The 16,822-nt window shown below is 35.8% G+C and carries 14 protein-coding genes and 1 riboswitch; of the genes, 2 read left to right on the top strand and 12 right to left on the bottom strand.

Annotated features, from left to right (window positions below; translation table 11 throughout):
• Positions 1–250: 250 nt before the first annotated feature.
• The 3 genes from NST76_RS22000 to NST76_RS22010 form a co-directional block, all read right to left on the bottom strand.
• Complete coding sequence (locus NST76_RS22000) at positions 251–4,054, bottom strand: chitobiase/beta-hexosaminidase C-terminal domain-containing protein (RefSeq protein ID WP_058844087.1); 3,804 nt, start codon at positions 4,052–4,054, stop codon at positions 251–253.
• Between the two features lie 76 nt (positions 4,055–4,130).
• Positions 4,131–5,963, bottom strand: coding sequence for an S-layer homology domain-containing protein (locus tag NST76_RS22005; protein WP_342544450.1), 1,833 nt, complete (start codon positions 5,961–5,963; stop codon positions 4,131–4,133).
• Positions 5,964–6,536: 573 nt separating this feature from the next.
• Positions 6,537–7,352 (bottom strand): MBL fold metallo-hydrolase, encoded by an 816-nt coding sequence (locus NST76_RS22010; RefSeq protein WP_342544453.1) that lies wholly within the window; start codon positions 7,350–7,352, stop codon positions 6,537–6,539.
• Between the two features lie 351 nt (positions 7,353–7,703).
• Here NST76_RS22010 and NST76_RS22015 point away from each other — a divergent pair, with 351 nt between their 5' ends.
• Positions 7,704–8,894, top strand: a complete 1,191-nt coding sequence (locus NST76_RS22015) for an MFS transporter (RefSeq protein WP_036119412.1) — start codon at positions 7,704–7,706, stop codon at positions 8,892–8,894.
• Positions 8,895–9,050: 156 nt separating this feature from the next.
• Here the strand turns inward: NST76_RS22015 and NST76_RS22020 are convergent, their stop codons facing one another.
• The 6 genes from NST76_RS22020 to NST76_RS22045 form a co-directional block, all read right to left on the bottom strand.
• Positions 9,051–9,590: a VUT family protein gene (locus NST76_RS22020; RefSeq protein WP_101966857.1), complete on the bottom strand. Its 540-nt coding sequence runs from the start codon at positions 9,588–9,590 to the stop codon at positions 9,051–9,053.
• A 41-nt stretch (positions 9,591–9,631) separates the two neighbouring features.
• Positions 9,632–10,360, bottom strand: coding sequence for a 7-carboxy-7-deazaguanine synthase QueE (queE, locus tag NST76_RS22025; RefSeq protein ID WP_342535197.1), 729 nt, complete (start codon positions 10,358–10,360; stop codon positions 9,632–9,634).
• Entirely contained in the window at positions 10,353–10,826 is a 474-nt protein-coding gene (queD, locus tag NST76_RS22030) for a 6-carboxytetrahydropterin synthase QueD (protein ID WP_342535198.1), read from the bottom strand. Before queD ends, queE begins: the two co-directional genes overlap by 8 nt.
• 3 nt (positions 10,827–10,829) lie before the next feature.
• The gene (queC, locus tag NST76_RS22035) at positions 10,830–11,489 is read right to left on the bottom strand and encodes a 7-cyano-7-deazaguanine synthase QueC (RefSeq protein WP_342544455.1); all 660 of its coding nucleotides are present in this window, start codon (positions 11,487–11,489) and stop codon (positions 10,830–10,832) included.
• Between the two features lie 119 nt (positions 11,490–11,608).
• Complete coding sequence (gene queF, locus NST76_RS22040) at positions 11,609–12,109, bottom strand: preQ(1) synthase (protein WP_004233404.1); 501 nt, start codon at positions 12,107–12,109, stop codon at positions 11,609–11,611.
• A gap of 127 nt (positions 12,110–12,236) precedes the next feature.
• Positions 12,237–12,283, bottom strand: a riboswitch (PreQ1 riboswitch).
• 208 nt (positions 12,284–12,491) lie between these two features.
• Complete coding sequence (locus NST76_RS22045; RefSeq protein WP_342544456.1) at positions 12,492–13,403, bottom strand: restriction endonuclease; 912 nt, start codon at positions 13,401–13,403, stop codon at positions 12,492–12,494.
• Between the two features lie 90 nt (positions 13,404–13,493).
• Here NST76_RS22045 and NST76_RS22050 point away from each other — a divergent pair, with 90 nt between their 5' ends.
• Positions 13,494–13,721, top strand: a complete 228-nt coding sequence (locus NST76_RS22050; RefSeq protein WP_205446271.1) for a hypothetical protein — start codon at positions 13,494–13,496, stop codon at positions 13,719–13,721.
• A 134-nt stretch (positions 13,722–13,855) separates the two neighbouring features.
• On the opposite strand, the gene NST76_RS22055 is transcribed toward NST76_RS22050, so the two are convergent.
• The 3 genes from NST76_RS22055 to NST76_RS22065 form a co-directional block, all read right to left on the bottom strand.
• Positions 13,856–14,461, bottom strand: coding sequence for a hypothetical protein (locus NST76_RS22055; protein WP_342544457.1), 606 nt, complete (start codon positions 14,459–14,461; stop codon positions 13,856–13,858).
• A gap of 104 nt (positions 14,462–14,565) precedes the next feature.
• The gene (locus tag NST76_RS22060) at positions 14,566–14,835 is read right to left on the bottom strand and encodes a Mor transcription activator family protein (protein WP_205446273.1); all 270 of its coding nucleotides are present in this window, start codon (positions 14,833–14,835) and stop codon (positions 14,566–14,568) included.
• 134 nt (positions 14,836–14,969) lie between these two features.
• Positions 14,970–16,610 carry a recombinase family protein gene (locus NST76_RS22065; RefSeq protein WP_342544459.1) on the bottom strand — a complete coding sequence of 547 codons (1,641 nt, stop codon included), beginning with the start codon at positions 16,608–16,610 and terminating at the stop codon, positions 14,970–14,972.
• Between the last annotated feature and the right edge of the window lie 212 nt (positions 16,611–16,822).

Raw genomic sequence — 16,822 nt, forward strand, 5'->3', positions numbered from 1 at the left:
CTATATTAAACCCTATTAAATGATTATATTACAAATAAAGTATTTTTCAACATTTTTTCCTTTTAATTATAAAAATAAGGATATTTATTTGTTGATATACATATCAAAATTTTCTAAAACGTATGGACTAGCTTTACAATAAAAAAATAGGCATATTCATATAATCTGAATATGCCTAACTATTAAAAATGTATTACTTGCTTCAGAAGATGATGATGCCAATAAAATTTGTGTTTAGCATCCTTAGTTTTTATTTAAACTTAATTTTCTCTTCCGAAGCTCCTTTAGTATATGTTATGTTCGCTCCTACAGGTAAATTTCGAATTTCTTTTACATTTTCCCCTTCAATAATAATTTCACCCATTTTCGTTCCTTTAAAGTCAATAATCGCATTTCCTTTTTTGGGACTAATCGTTACCGTTTTGTCCGCAAATCCTTCACCATGGAATTCAGCATATTGACTAAATACCGCAATCCCATTTTTAATATTTGTATTTTTCCCTAACGTTAACGAAACACTTGGGCGATTCACTATTAATTTACCTGTTTTGTAGTTATTAAAGCTATATACATTTTCAGGTAATATTGGTGTTGGTATTTCTTCTTTCCCTGCCTTCAAATCAATTTGAACTAATACTGGGTCATGATCCGATGCTCGACCTTGTGCCTCTGTAAAGTTCGCATTAATATGAATCAAGTCAATTTCGGTAACATCAGCAAGATTATTCGAAACTAAAATATGATCCAACACTTGATTATTCCCTTGGAAGAAGTACGTAAAACGGTCTTTTTCTGGGGCTTTATCTACCATATTCGTTAAAACATCACCTTTTAACGTTTCAAGTGCTGGTGTGAATTCAAAGTCATTCATGTCCCCTGCTACAATGATATTTAAATTCGGATTCATTGCAAGACCTTTATCGATAAAGTCATTGATGGCTTGAGCTAGCTGAAGACGTTTCGTTACTGATTCTAACACTGGCGGCTGTGTTGGCCCCCAAAGTGAACCATCCCCACCTTTAGAATTTAAGTGAGCTCCAATAATGACTACACGCTCTTCCTGGAATTCAAATTCTGCTGCAATTGGTTTACGTGTATCTACAAATTTTGATGGATCAACAAAGCCAGGATTTAAGGCAAGACCTCCATCTGCTGTCCACGTATTCGCTTGGTCACCTACTCCCTTTATACCTGTCACTAATGAAACACGCGTCGGGTTATATAAGTAACCTACACGAATATTACCACCAGGTGCACCACCTACTGTATTGTTAATTGGCATGACATCAATCCAATCATAGGCAGGACCACCCGCAGCTTTAATTGCATGAATTAATCGCATGTAGCTTTCCGATGCATCAGCATTTCCTGAATCAATTTGCCCATCATTATCTTGTACTTCGACTAATGTAATGATATCTGGTGACTTCATGTTTTTCACAAATGTCGCTGCAATTCTGTCCACTTTTTCATTAGATGTATTGGCAGGATTATTCGAAAAGTTTTCGATATTATAAGAAGCGACATTTAACTTGTCCACAACTGGTTCAAGATGTGTGACTTCTTGCTGAAGGTTTGCTTTTATCACATCAGGAAAGACTTTATTCGTGTTCAGTCGATAGCCATCTGTAAAATTTTCTACAAATCCGATAAGCGCTTCATTAAAACGGTCACCTGAATCATAATTTTTCCCTGAAACCCCTTCAAGCATAATTTTTTCAGGGTTATAATCGTCGGCAGCAATATTTAAACCACCATTCACATTAAATGTATTATTTGTTGTACTCGGTACAACAATTGGTGAATCATTATTATAAATCGGTCCAATTACTCTCGCATCCGGGAATGATACCCGCATATACTCGATGGATTCCCAAAAGTCGATGCCATCTTCTTGTGGGTCAAAAATGGCAAAGCCATCATTATCGATAATTTTATTAGGTGGGAAAAGGTCCTCCCCTATCACAAGAGCTTCTGGAATTACTGCCGTACCCGTTTTTGTCATAGTTGTTGCTGAAATTTGCGTATCTGTCAATCGAGAGTTTCCACCTGCTTCTATTACATTTCCTGCTACTTTAATAACTTCCCCTACTTTTACATTATGTGCCGACTTATTTACCTTGATTGCTGTTGATTTTACGCCATCGAACGTCGGCCCATTTTCTTGCATAATAAAGCTAGTTGAATTGATAACGAATGTAACAATTCCCTCTACATCATTTACTGTTAAATCGACATATGGTGATTTATGGCTTGCCCCTTGAATATCGCTAATTTTTGCATTTTTAGTATCAATAATTTCATAAACAAATGTAGCAATCGCACTGTTCGTTAAACCTTCTTTCACCGCAATCGCTTTAATCGTCATTGGTTTATTAACAAGAATTTCTCCTGTATACTTTGTACTGGCTGTAGTTGGTGTTGAGCCATCCACTGTGTAATAAATGGTTGCACCTTCTGTCATTGTAGAAAGTGAGACTTTCGTGCCCGCTGTTACGCCCCCAACGTGAGATGCTTTGATATCCTGAACCTTTGTTACATCTTCAATAATGCGTATCGGAAGCAGTTGGTGGTTTGTATATTGACCAATAATTCCTGTAATTTCCCCATACGTTTTTCCACTCACTAAACCTGAGTCACGTGTTTTATCGTAAATAGCAAATGTACCTACATCATCTGTTCCGGTAAAGTTTTGACCTGAACCAGTAATGGCAACATTTTTAATCGTTACTAATTTCGATTCATTATCCTCTGCAACCTCAATACTTTTAATAATGTGTGGCTCTGGTATTGTAGAAGGAACGGGCTTGCCAACAAGCGAAATATTCGTTAATTGCTTTAGTCCGCTATATTCAGCTACTTGACCTTGCACCGTCACCCGATCACCGATATTAGCAGTAAGACTATCTACAGGATAAATGGCTATCGCCGCACCATCTTCATCTTGAATGTGCGCTGTAGCAGTTTCTAATTTTGCTGTTACAATACCTGATACGATGACAGTTTGTCCGATTTCTTTATGACGAGCTTCCGTAATTGAAATAGTGGATGGCGCATCTTTAACTGTAAAATTTAAGGATGTAATTACGCTATCGTTTAAGCCAGTTGCTGTAGCAAATGCTTTGATCGTCATTGCTTCATTGACAACAATGCCAGCTGCCGCATCATAAACCATACTAGCTGTAGACGGTTCAGAACCATCTATCGTGTAATAGATTGTTGCATTTGGCGTATCTGTAGACAATGTTACTTTTGTTCCTGCATAGACTTCGCCTGTTGCTGGAACAGCTTTAATATTCGCTACTTGTGTTGGCTCATAATTTAATACTAATTGGAAGCTTTTCGAGCTTAACGTTTTTAATTGATAAGTTCCGTTAAAAATTGAAGCAATCCCTGTCACGGTAATCACATCATTGTTATTGAACCCATCTGCTTCAAATTGAGAGAACTGATAGCCTGTACGGTTATCATGGCGAATTAACAGCTCGTTATATGCTGCATCGACTGCTTTAAATTCAAATGTACCAGACGTACCAGATGGCTTTAAATCTTTAATCTTCATATTTTCAAGTGTAATTAATTCACCTTGCATACTGTCATCAATCGGTAGATTCACTGTTTGTGGCGCTGGTGCTGTCCCAGTTGAAATTCGTTCAATTATCGGTGAATTAAATTGAACCTCTCCGCTATATAAACTCGTTTTCCCTGTGATTTTGACAATATCTCCAACAGCTAAGCTCCCTGCTTCTGGAGAACTGGAGAAAACATATACTCCTGCTGAATCATCCTGTACATAGAAGGCCTTACTTCCCCAGCTACCAGGTGTTGTCGTAACCGTCCCTTGAATTTGGACTGTGCGGTCCGTTCCAACCGCTGCACGAGCTTCAGCAATTGTTAATTCAGAAGTTGGATCCAATTGACTGACCGATTCCCCCACTCCAATAGCTTCTGTCGTTTCCGCCTTTGCAATTGTTAAGTAAGGCAAAATCATAGAAATTACAAGTAAAAATGATAAAGCTATCTTGGAAACGACATTACATTCATATTTCTTCATTCGTTTAGCTCCTTATGATTTTTTATCTATACAATCAACTTTTTCCCTATCTTACAAAGGAATTTACTAGAAGTTATTATTCAATTATTGTGTTCCCTTCAACGGTTAACCCATCTAAACTGATATTCACATTTGGTGCAGCAATGATTAAATCCCCTGCAATAGTACCAGTACTACCAGATGGCATTAAAGAGTACCTCCCTGAAGCTGTAGGTGCTGTTAGCGTTACATTCCCATTCAAGGTTTGACCATTCAAATCAATCATTACTAAATCTGTTAGCGTTACATCTGCAGTCATTGGAGCTGTTAACCTAATCAAGTCTCCTGCTTTAGCTTTATTTAATGCTTGTTTTAATTCCTCCGCATTCTTTACATTAAATTCACTCACTTTTTCTGGTGGAATAACCGGATCGGGTGCCACATTTCCTCCACCTGTATTTGGAACCCCTGTACTTGGCGAAGAACCTCCAATAATGGCTTTAATTTGGGAAGCAACCGAGGCATAGTTTGTTATAATTTTTGTTACCGTTGAACCTGCTGGAATCGACAAGTCATTTATTAGTAAACCTGAACCGATTGTAATTCGAGCATCAGCGTTTAGAACCGTTAAATATTTCACTAAACCAATAGCATTCAATTCTAACTCCACTGCCGTAGGAAGCAACAATCGTTCAAACTTTACATTCCCAGTCATATTCAGTTTTGCCGTAGATTCAATTGTTACCTTCGTTGCTGATCCATCAATATTTATAGCAGCAATGGGAGCTGCTATGATAATTTCAGGAATCACCGTGTCCGTCACAATCGAAATATTTTGACGCTTGACTTGTACTTTTTCTGTGTGCGAATTTTTGATTTTCAATACAAGTGTACTTTGACCATCTATTGCATCAGCTATAATTAAATCGCCAGTAATTGTAGTACCATCAAATTCCATTTTCCTCTTAACATTTGAGGTAATGGTTACATTTCCTGTAACTGATACATTTTTAACAGTCACACCATCTGCGTTAATTGTTATCGAATCGAGCGTTGCATTTGTATTGAATACAACGCCCATCTCTGCTGAACCTGCCTTATTTAAAACAACGTTATTTACTTTTGTTATAATCCCATTTTCAATAGTTGCTGTAATTTTTGCTCCTGTTAGTGCGGTTTTATTTTTAGTTGTAAAAATTGACTTTACTGAATCACCAAATAAATAAGTTTTACCATTAATAGCAATTTCATTCGCTGTATATTTTTCAACTTTAAACGTTACACTTTGAGAAGGTTGAGTAGTCGGATTACTAACAGCTTCTGAACGAGTAATAAATGCAGCCAGTTGTCCTCGTGTTACATTGGAAGAACCATCAAATAATGTAGCTGTCTTACCAGCCGTTACGTTGTTTTCATATAAAGCAGCAATCGCTTCTTTATAATCTGCACGCACATCAGTGAACGGTAATGAATTCGTATTTGAAGCTTTTAAATTAAAAGCGTTCGCTAAAATTTTTGCTACATGGTTACGTTGAATAAATTCATCCTGACGGAATGTTCCATCCTCATAACCATTAATAATCCCCTTTTCCTTTAATGCAGCAATTGCACCAAAATATACATGATTAGTAGGAATATCTTTAAAGTTTGGATTGCTAACATTCGATGTATCCAGTCCTAATACACCCGCAATAATTTTAGCAGCTTGTCCACGTGTTACGTTTTGCTCAGATTTAAATGTCCCATCTTGGAACCCATTAATAATGCCACGATCATTTAAATTTTTAATCTCGTCATAAAATGGATGCGTTCGTTGTACATCCTTGAAACTACTAGCTTCAGATGCAATCGGTGCTACTACTACCGCTGAAGCCGTTAATGCCATTGCTGTTATTGCTTTTAAATACTTCGATTTTCCCCATTTACGCATACTTAGAGTAATACCTCCCCATTCCTATTTAATAAGGATGATTTTGAATCCAATCAATACAATTAATTGTAATTATTAAACATTGCCAAAATATTGTTTAACATAGTAATTTTAACAGAAAAATAATAAATATATTGTTATTTAATATTAATATTCTAAATTTTTTGTAAAATGTTTATATTAAACTTTTACAATATTATTTAGAATAGTAGTTTTATAATAAAACCTCATTTTCTGTAATTACATTTTCACATGAACTAAAGCGCAATTGTGCCCCTCACCTCTATTAGACATTGAAAGGCCCGACACAAAAGTAAAACCTCTACAACTTTTGTACGAGAGGGCTGAAATATACGAGGAGTTGGCACATTTGCCTGAACGTAGATAATACTCAGAAAAAAAGACAATGCGTATCCATCTCGCACTGACCTAAAAATAAGAGACAAATAAAAACACCTTTCGTTGAAAAACGGGTATTAAATACAAAACATTCAACGTGGAGGTGTTTTTTCTATGGGTACTAAACCAATCTCCTTTTTGTTTTACTTGTAATACATCTCAAAAGATTATTGACTACAGATTCTCTTCTGAACATTCTTTATTGACCATCTTTTTATTGTCAATATGAATGCTTTTCATTCCTTCAAAAAACGAATACTCTTCCCTTAAACATTTCTCTAACGCTTCGTTATCCTGCGGAAGCTGTGCTAAGTAATGTTTAGAAAAATGAATCCTTTTTTGGATTTCTTGTTGGTTCTGTGTTGTCGTTCCGTGTCCTGGTATATGGGTTGTTATTTGATGATGCAGTAAAATATCTTCAGCTTTACGAATAGTATTGACATAGTCTTTATAACTGCTAAAAATGAAAGGAAACTCAATATCTGACAAGTAATCTCCCGAAAGAAATAGCCCATACGGCTCTATCACTGTAAATAAACCATCATCCGTATGACCAGGTACTTGATAAAATGTCATAGTTATCGAATCTAACTCTAATGTTTGCCCATCCTCTGAAACGACAATATCTACTGTTGGATATACAGGGGAATAGCTCCTCTGTATATAATAACTTTGATCAAGTTGTTTGATTTTTTGAATGCTTTTTGCTTTGTTCGGGTTTTTATCAAATTGTTTAGATGCAATTACCTTTGCTCCTGGAAAGGCTCCTGAACCAATAATATGGTCAAAATCGCTATGAGTGTAAATAATATATAGTTGCTTATCACCTTTCATGTTGTTTATGTAAGCCTGAATTTCCTCAATTTCGCTAGGTAACCAATTAGGATCTGTTATAATTATCGCTTCATTCGTTTGAATGATAGCCAAAGTAGTCATATACAATGCACTTTGAAAAACAGTAATATTATCTTTTTGGAATTGAATCATCATGAACCTTCCTTTTCCCCTTTTAAAAGGGAGCATCTTTAAGTGAGTATTTTAGATTTTGAACAGGAATTTCTTATTTATAGAGTTCGAGCAAAATCAGTAAATTCCTTCTTTAAGGAAAAATGGAAGGTACTAGGAATTATTCTTTATGTACATATTTAATACAAAAGCATCTTTATTGATATCCTTTAGGATTAGCAACAGAATGTGATTTCTCTGTAGTTTTGTCGATTTTGGGAATCCATTCATTCCGATTTAATCTAGAAAGATTTTTTCTCGCTAAAATATTTTATGATATGATGTTTAGGTTGTTTATCTACTACACATTTATATTCATCTTAGAAAGAGGTATCTATGCACAACTCACAATTATCCAAGCGACATTGGTTACTCATTTTAACACTTACGTTATTGACATTTGTACTAGGGACAAGCGAATTTGTTATAGTCGGAATCTTAACTGATATTTCCTCAAGCCTTCAAATGACTAATGCAAAAGCAGGCACACTCGTTTCTGCATTTGCCATTACATTTGCTATTGCCACACCACTAGTGATGTCAGCAACAAGTCATTTTCCAAAGCGTAAATGGATGTTGTTTTTGATCCTTTCTTTCATCGTCCTCAATGCTTTTTGCGTCATTTCAACGAGCTACATCATGCTGCTTGTACTTCGTATTATGACAGCGATTGTAACAGGCGTATTAATCTCTCTAGCCATGATTGTTGCAAGCGAAACCATGCCGATAAACAAACGCGGACTTGCTATATCATTCGTTTTTGGTGGTTTCACACTAGCAAATGTCGTTGGAGTACCAATTGGTATTGTAATCGCAGACTGGTATGGTTGGAATGCCACTTTCATGTTAACAACCTTTCTAGGTGGTTTGGCGTTTTTGGCATCCTTTTTTGTCTTACCTAATCAACTCAGCCAAGTACGTAGTTCGATACGGGATCAGTTTTCTTTAATGATCAAGCCGCGTATTTTAATGGCCTTTTTCATTCCTGCTCTAGGATTTGGGGCAACTTACGCTGTCTTTACGTACCTTGTTCCTATTTTGAAGGGAATGGGAGCACCAAATAATTCTATTAGTCTAATCTTATTTGGTTATGGGTTTATTTCGATTTTCAGCAATATCCTCGCCAGTAAAATTGCCAGTCATAATGCTATCGGTCGCCTTCGCTTTGTTTTTCTTGTGCAGGCTATTGTTCTGACAAGTTTATTTTGGACTACAAATCATTTTATTTTAGGGCTGGTCAATATTGGCTTAATGTCATTAATGGCTATCCTCTTAACAACATCTACTCAGCTTTATTTAATAGACCTCGCTGAAATTTACCAACCCAGTGCGAAAGGATTGGCTGCTTCACTTATGCCTGTAGCAAGTAACGTAGGTATCGCTTTTGGTTCTGCATTAGGTGGAATTGTTTATCATCAGGGAAATTTAATGAATGTTACATGGGTCGGTGGGATTGTTGCCGTCTGTGCAAGTTTGCTAACTTTTCTTAGTCACCATTTAGATCAAAAACTAGAGAAATCAGCATAAAAATGATAGAAACAATTGAAAATGCAATAAGACCTTTAAAATTAAACTAGGCAGATTCGCATTATAAAGCGAATCTGCCTGTTTTACTTATAGCTCTGTCTCGTCAAAATGAACGGCATCTCTTGTGGAATATGCCTAATCAATGTTTTCAACGAGTTATCCTGTAGTTAGATGTTTTTCTTTCATTGTACCAACTTGATTTAAAATCATTGCGCCAAACATTTGAATAATTGTCTTCACAACAATTTGTCCGAAAATGGCGGCTGGTACGGCTTCCCAAGGTAATATATTAGCTCCAAGTGGACTCAAGCCGATTACTACGAAAATTGCAGAATCCAAAAATCCTCCAACAAGCCCACTGTAGAACACACGCCAAGCCATTGGTAATTTTAATCGAGTATAGATTTCTGTATCAGCTGTTTCAGCGACAACAAATGATAGTGCTGACGCTACCACAATCAAAAGTGTATCCCCCAGTAGGAATGACACTACTGCTGATAAAATTAAAGCTGTAATAATAAATAAATACGTCTTTGCTCTACCATATTTATTTTGTACAAGGTCCCGAAAAATAAAGGTTGCCCCAATTAAAAACGTCCCCATTGGAACAATAAACATACCAAAGTGCAATGGTGCAAATGCTGCCGTTACTACATTAGCGATGACAATAGATAATAAATAAAACAATATTCTCATACTACTACTCCTCAATTTAAAAACATTTTTGTAATGGCACACTATACGCCTCTTTTATTTCCCCAAACAAGGGCATGTAACTGTGGTAGTACTTTAACATCTCTTAATTCTTCATCCTTCATCACTCTATCAATCAATGCATGATATTTATCCAATAAATGCATAATTAATTGTGAATTGTCAGTTGTCATGAGATCATCATTACCGACTTGAAGATAAAAAGGAATCATTGGATATCGATGGTGAATTTGTTTAGCATAATCGTAATCCTCTTGATTAAAAACGACTATTTTGAGAGATATATGGTGATTACTGTTTTGATTTTTAAGCTTTTCGAAGATATATGAGAGCACCGAATAGTCTGTGGTCATTCCAGAACTAGGTGGCTTTGGAGAAATGGTCAGTTCATCAATCTCATGCATCCATTTTTGCCACCTACTTCCCTGTGTTTCCACCCCAATTTTTATGTTGTTTTCTTTTAAAATGGCAATGAGCTCAGCTAAATGTGGATTGAGTGCAGGATTGCCGCCTGAAATCGTGACAAATGAGAAGCCATTGCCTCCAAGACGTTTCAACTCAGTCCAAATCTCTTCCGCTGTCATTTGGACAATCAGATGCTTTCCACTGCCATCCCAAGTAAACGATGAATCACACCAAGAACAGGAATAATCACAACCTGCAGTTCTCACAAACATTGTCTTCTGGCCAACTACCATCCCTTCACCTTGAATCGTCGGTCCAAAAATCTCGATAACAGGTACCTTACTCACCTTCCATCCACTCCCGTCTCGCTTCTGCATAGCTTGTCGGAGTTTCATATAACCTAATAAACTCTACACATGCACCGTTATAGCTTGGTTCATCAAGCAAGGCCTCTGCCAACTTTTCATAAATCCAAACTACCATGTTTTCTGCTGTCGTATTCATGGGTGGAAGCGTTTCATTTAAATAACGATGATCCAAATGAATTTCTATTTTTTGTTTCCATATTTTTTTTATATCGCCAAAATCAATCATCAAACCGCGTTCATCTGTGTAGCCACTCAATCCCAATACTACACGATAGGTATGACCATGTAGGTTTTTACATTTCCCTTCATAATGATGTAAATGATGAGCAGCATCAAAGGTAAATTCTTTGCTTACAAGAACACGCTTTGCATGATAGTTCAATTGATTTCTTTGAATATCGACATCTATTTTTTGGAGCCTCTCGACGATTCTAAAATCTGACATACCTTAAGACTCCTTCCTATAACGCAAATACTCATCAAGCCCTTTGTTTCGCAGTTTACATGCTGGGCATTTACCGCAACCATCAGCTATGACACCGTTATAGCAAGTCAACGTTCGTTCTCGAACAAAGTTCAATGCCCCAAAACGATCAGCAAGCTCCCAAGTGTGCGCCTTATCCAGCCACATTAACGGTGTATCAATTACAAAGGAATCATCCATCGATAAATTTAACGTTACATTCAAGGATTTAATAAAAACGTCTCGGCAATCTGGATATCCGCTAAAATCTGTTTCACAAACACCCGTCACGATATGCTTAGCTCCTACTTGACTCGCTAAAACACCAGCAAATGAAAGAAAGAGAAGATTACGACCAGGCACAAAAGTCGATGGCAGCTCACCATTATCTCCGTCTTCTACTGTAATATCTTGTCGTGTCAAAGCATTCGGAGCAAGTTGGTTTAGGAGTGACATATCAAGAATATGATGCTTGATTCCAAGTTCACTCGCTATCTCTTTTGCACATTCAATTTCAAGACGATGCCTTTGACCATAATCAAAAGTGACTGCCTCAACCTCTTTAAAACGTTCCCTTGCCCAAAACAAACAAGTTGTACTGTCCTGACCTCCACTAAATACAACAATTGCTTTTTCCTGCTTCATCTATAAAACTCCCTTATATCGAAAAAACAGCACTCTAAGAAAAAGTGCTGCTTTCTTCTTAGTTTTTTTAAGAGGGTAGCTAAAAACCTCTTTCTTGATGGAACTATTTAAATCTCCATTTATCGATTATCAATTTTTTCTGGATTAAGATCGTGGTTCATTAAACGATAATTGGCGATTTCCTCGTATTTCGTTCCTGGCTTCCCATAGTTACACCATGGATCGATCGAAATACCCCCACGTGGCGTAAACTTCCCCCAAACCTCAATATATCGTGGATCAAGCAATGCAATTAAGTCATTCATAATGATATTAACGCAATCTTCATGGAAATCACCGTGATTTCTAAAACTGAATAAATACAACTTTAGTGATTTACTTTCAACAATTTTTTTATCTGGGATATACGAGATGTACATCGTGGCAAAATCAGGCTGATTTGTAAGCGGGCATAAACTAGTGAACTCTGGACAATTAAATTTAACGAAATAATCTCGATTGGCATGTAGATTATCCACTGCCTCTAATACCTCTGGTGCATAATCATAGGAATACTTTGTACCTTGATTACCTAACAGGGTTAAATCCTTTAATCCTTCTTCATGACTTCGGCCAGACATAAAAAAACCTCCTTGTAAAATGTTTCCCAACACTTTTCAAGAGAGGCATCACCAAGCATTCTATTTAAAACATACGTAAACACATAAAAAAAAGCCACGTCCAATATGGACATGGCATTATTGTCATGTTTCCATAGTTTTTTATAGAGGGTATCAGCTATGAACCTCTCCCGTTCTAGTCCGGGCATTCTTTTCTTCAATATCGTACAAAAAATAATACAGAACGTCAAATGGATTTTTTTAAATTTTACCATATGCAATGTGGTTTGAAAGCATTACTAAAGAATTGATTCAAAGGATTTAGAATCGGATTTTTATATTTTCTTTAGAACCGTCGCACTTACTTATGGTACGGTTCTCCGTGATGTGGATAAGTGAGGTCTTATTCCTCAAAGAAATCCAAATCAACTTTTTTTGTAACAAAAACTTCCTCGTTACTCACTCCTACATTATATTTAAACATCAGGTCCGTTAATTGCTCTCCATCAATAAGGATCACTCTTTTATCAATAGAGTTAGCATATTGAATGGAACCTTTAGAAAATTTTGCAGTAGTAATAAAAATACCTTTTGAGGCTTGCTTTCCTACAAGGCTACCCACAAAAGTTTGAATATCTGGACGAGATACTGTAGCATCCTTTTTCCATCTTTTAGCTTGAAGATAAATCATATCTAACCCTAAAACATCTTCTTTTATAATACCATCTATACCTTCATCATTCGTTTTTCCAATAGCTCTTCCAGCGTCTTTAACAGACCCTCCATATCCCATAGCTACCATTAAATCTACAATTAATCTTTCAAAAAAGCTTGGTGAGCAACTAAGTATTTTTTCTAACAATAAATCTTGAAGCTCATTTTTCAGAATAGTATAGTTTTCTCCGATTAGTTCCAATGGTGTCTTATCTTCTATATTTTCAGGTATTGTATCTGGGCTATTATCTGAACCCTTATTAATAAACTCATTAAAACTCGGATATCTAGTTAAGAATTTTCTATCTATTCTAGTTATACTGGAATCATTAAGAACTTTTAATCCCTCATCTGTAATTTGAAAAACTGCTCGTTTTACACCTTTTATTAATCCTGCTTTTTTCAAATAAGTTCTTGCCCAACCTAATCGATTAACTAATAATGTTTGCTTACCACTAGGCAGTATTTCAGCAACATCTTCCTCAGTCAATTTAAAATGGGTGGCTAATATAATATATAAATCTTGTAAATTATACTCTTTTCTATCTTCTAATTGTTTTAAAAACGGATACATAAAATCCTGATAGCCTGGAACCGCCATAAAAATACCTCCCATACTTAACTATTCTAAGTATAACAAAATATGTTAATATTTTTATAGAAGGAATAATAATTAGGGGGGTAAGTCTCTATGACAATAAGTGAATTAGGTAGTGAACTTAAAAGGATGTACCATTCAGCACCCGAAAACGAAAAAGTTACATTCATTCATCTTTTTGGAATAAAATACGGTTCCACTTTACTTAAGAATAAATATAGTGCTGGAGAAATTATAAAAGCTTCTGGGTTAAATGATTCATATAAAACGGAAGTACAAAAGGGGATTAAATTGTCTAAGTATGTCTCATATACTGAGTAATTAAATTGCTACTAAAATAGAAAGGGAGTGGAAGGCTCATCTATAGACAAGTCTTCTGCTCCTTATTTTAATTCTCCATTTATTTATCTTTAGGAGTTGAAGGAGCAAGTGTAGTTCGCTCCCTTCATTTTTAATTATAGTATCTCTAACCCTGTAATATAGAACTCACCATCAATTAATTCTATTGTATATTTGCTATTTTGTTGCACATCTTTAATTCCCTTTTCAGGATTGTCTATTGTGTAATGCTCCTCTAAACTTACTTCGTACCTATGCTCTACAACTTGCTCCATCGAAATAATGGAGTAATCAATCAATTGAATATCTATACCCTGTTTATTTATAGACTCCATATAACTAACTTGCTCTTGATAGAATGGAGAAGATGAATGTATATAGTTTATAAGCTGTAACACCTGCTCTGTTGTATAAACCTCTAGGTAGGCGGAAATTAAATAACTTATCTGCTCTCTTGCTGATTCTGTTGTGTTAAATGCACCTAAAACAGGTACTGTATCTAAATCAGCTTGAACACTTTGTGTGTCATCTAATTTACTTTCATTATCATTAACATCATCATTATGGCGTTTCATTTCCTCGACAGGCTCTCCGTAAAAAGTAATATTATCATCTTCCTCAACAAGATGAGTACCGTAGGTTGCATCTGTTTCTGATTCCTTTTCATTTCCACAAGCAACAAGCATTAAAGTTAACATAACTAAAGTGACAATTTTCTTCATAAAAAGCTCTCCTATTTATTAGATATATACACTGTCCAGCATTAAAATTACAATACCCAACTATAAACGTAATGGTAATAAATTACTTAAAAGTTATGCTATCCTTATTTACAAATTGTCTTATTTTTTATTATCTTCCTAACCCAACTATAAGAATAATCATATTTTCTTGCTAATTCTTTAGCATTTGTGCCATCGTATTCCTTTACTATTTGTTCATATAAATACTGTTCAGATAATAATCTTTTCGGAAAGGTTACATATTGACCAGCAAAATAGCTATGTACCAACAAGGTATTTTGATGCCCAATCAATTCTATAAACTCCTTATATGCCCCATTAAAACATGAACTATCCAACCTACTCGTATCCATTGTTATCTCCTTTCTCTTTTTTGTTGTTATAAATATGACATTTTTAAATGTGACAAGCACTTTGACTATCTAATGGCTTTTCACAATAAAAATCCACTTTGTTTTTACCTATAGTTCCATTAAAACGAATAACTCTAAATCGCCACTAAAACAGAAAAAGGAGTAGAAGAAATGTCCTCGGACATTTCTCCCACTCCTAGTTGTAACTCTTCCAATACTTCATCATTTAGCTTGATTTGGATGCTTTCAATTTCCCGACTTTCATCAATAGTGATTTGATGAATCAATAAATGCAATAATCTTTTTCTTTGCTCCCTTGTCAATGCTTGTGTAAAAGCTTGATGGAAATTCCTCATGATCGCATGGATTTTTTCATAGGTGACTTCACTCGATACTGTCGATTGCAGTTGTGCTTGAAGTGGCTCCATTTGTGCTTTCAGATTGGTCATGGTTTCTTCTATACTTCGTGAATTTCGTTGGAACACCTCTTTGGAAATCACTTCATCTGTAAAAGCATCTAACAATTTGACTGACTTTTTCTTATAGCGCTCTAACTCCTGTAGGTATTGCTCATATTCTCGCTGTAAAGGGGCAACTAACGATTGTTGCTTTGTATTAATGTTATCCACTAATTTTTTCGTCAAATGCTCGCTTTTCATTAATGCTTCCAGTTTATTCAACACATAATCATCCGCATATTCAGTACGTACTGCATTGGAACGACAAGCAACTGTTCCTTTATTCTTCCATGCACCACAAACATAATACTCTAGGACACGTTTCTCACCAGATTTTGTTCGATTTGTTGTACGTCCTATCACCATTCCTGCACCACACTGTGGACAGCGCATAATACCTGTGAGGGGAAACACACCCTCATGAATTCGATTGGGTTTACAGGAACGCTCTTTGTAAACCTTTTGCGCTATTTTCCATGTTTCCTCGGAAATAATGGATGGATGCTCACCTTTCACAATGATTGGATTCGGATTGATATTGTTACGACGCTTTTCATTCCAATCTCTTCGAACATTATAGCGAATATAGCCAGCATATACGGGATTTGTTACGATAGTTTTAATTGCATTCAATGAAAAGGTCTTATTCTTTTTTGTTCGATATCCATCCTGATTTATTTTATTGGCGATAGCCTTATAACCATGACCTGTTGTATACATTTTAAAAATTAAGCTTATAATCTTTGCCTCTTGCTCATTAATTTGTAAACCTGTCTGTTTTCGCTTTTTGTTCTCACTATCTTTTTCTACCACATCGTAGCCCATTACCTGACCACCATTCCATTGTCCATCCTTGGCACGAGCAATCATTCCCATTTTGACATTTTCGGCTATGTTGTTACGTTCATACTCAGCAATAGCAGCCATCATTTGAAAATGCAATTTTCCTGTAGGTGTTTCTGTTTCATACTTCTCTGTATAAGAACGAAATGCTATGTTTTTGCTATTGAGTTGTTCGACAATGTTCATCAAGTCTAAACTTTTACGAGCGAGACGATTCATCTTCCAAACAAGCACTATATCAAATTTCTTCTGTTCTGCATCAGCTAGTAATCTCTTAATAGCTGGTCGTCCTGTAATGTTTTTCCCACTAATCCCCCGATCTACATATTCATCATAGACACCATAGCCCTCCTTCTCACAAAACTCTTTGAGCACACGTATTTGTTCATCAATACTATATCCTTCCTCAGCCTGCTCTGTCGTTGAAACACGAGCATAAATTGCTACTTTTTTAGGACTCACTTGTTGGCTCATCTTCTTTTTCATCTCCTTGATTAGTCATATAGTTTTGGCACATTTCTGCAATAATGAGTAGTACTTCATTAGTTGATTCCATCATCATGCACTCCTTGTGAACAATTTTCTGAAGTAGTTTTTTCGGTAATTCTCATTGATAATATATATTTATAATCATTTTTCAATCCGAACTAAAAATTCCCAGTTTCCCAAAAATATTTTCAAGAGTG

Origin of the sequence: Lysinibacillus sp. FSL W7-1291, from assembly GCF_038593415.1 — a bacterium.
GTDB lineage: Bacteria > Bacillota > Bacilli > Bacillales_A > Planococcaceae > Lysinibacillus > Lysinibacillus fusiformis_D.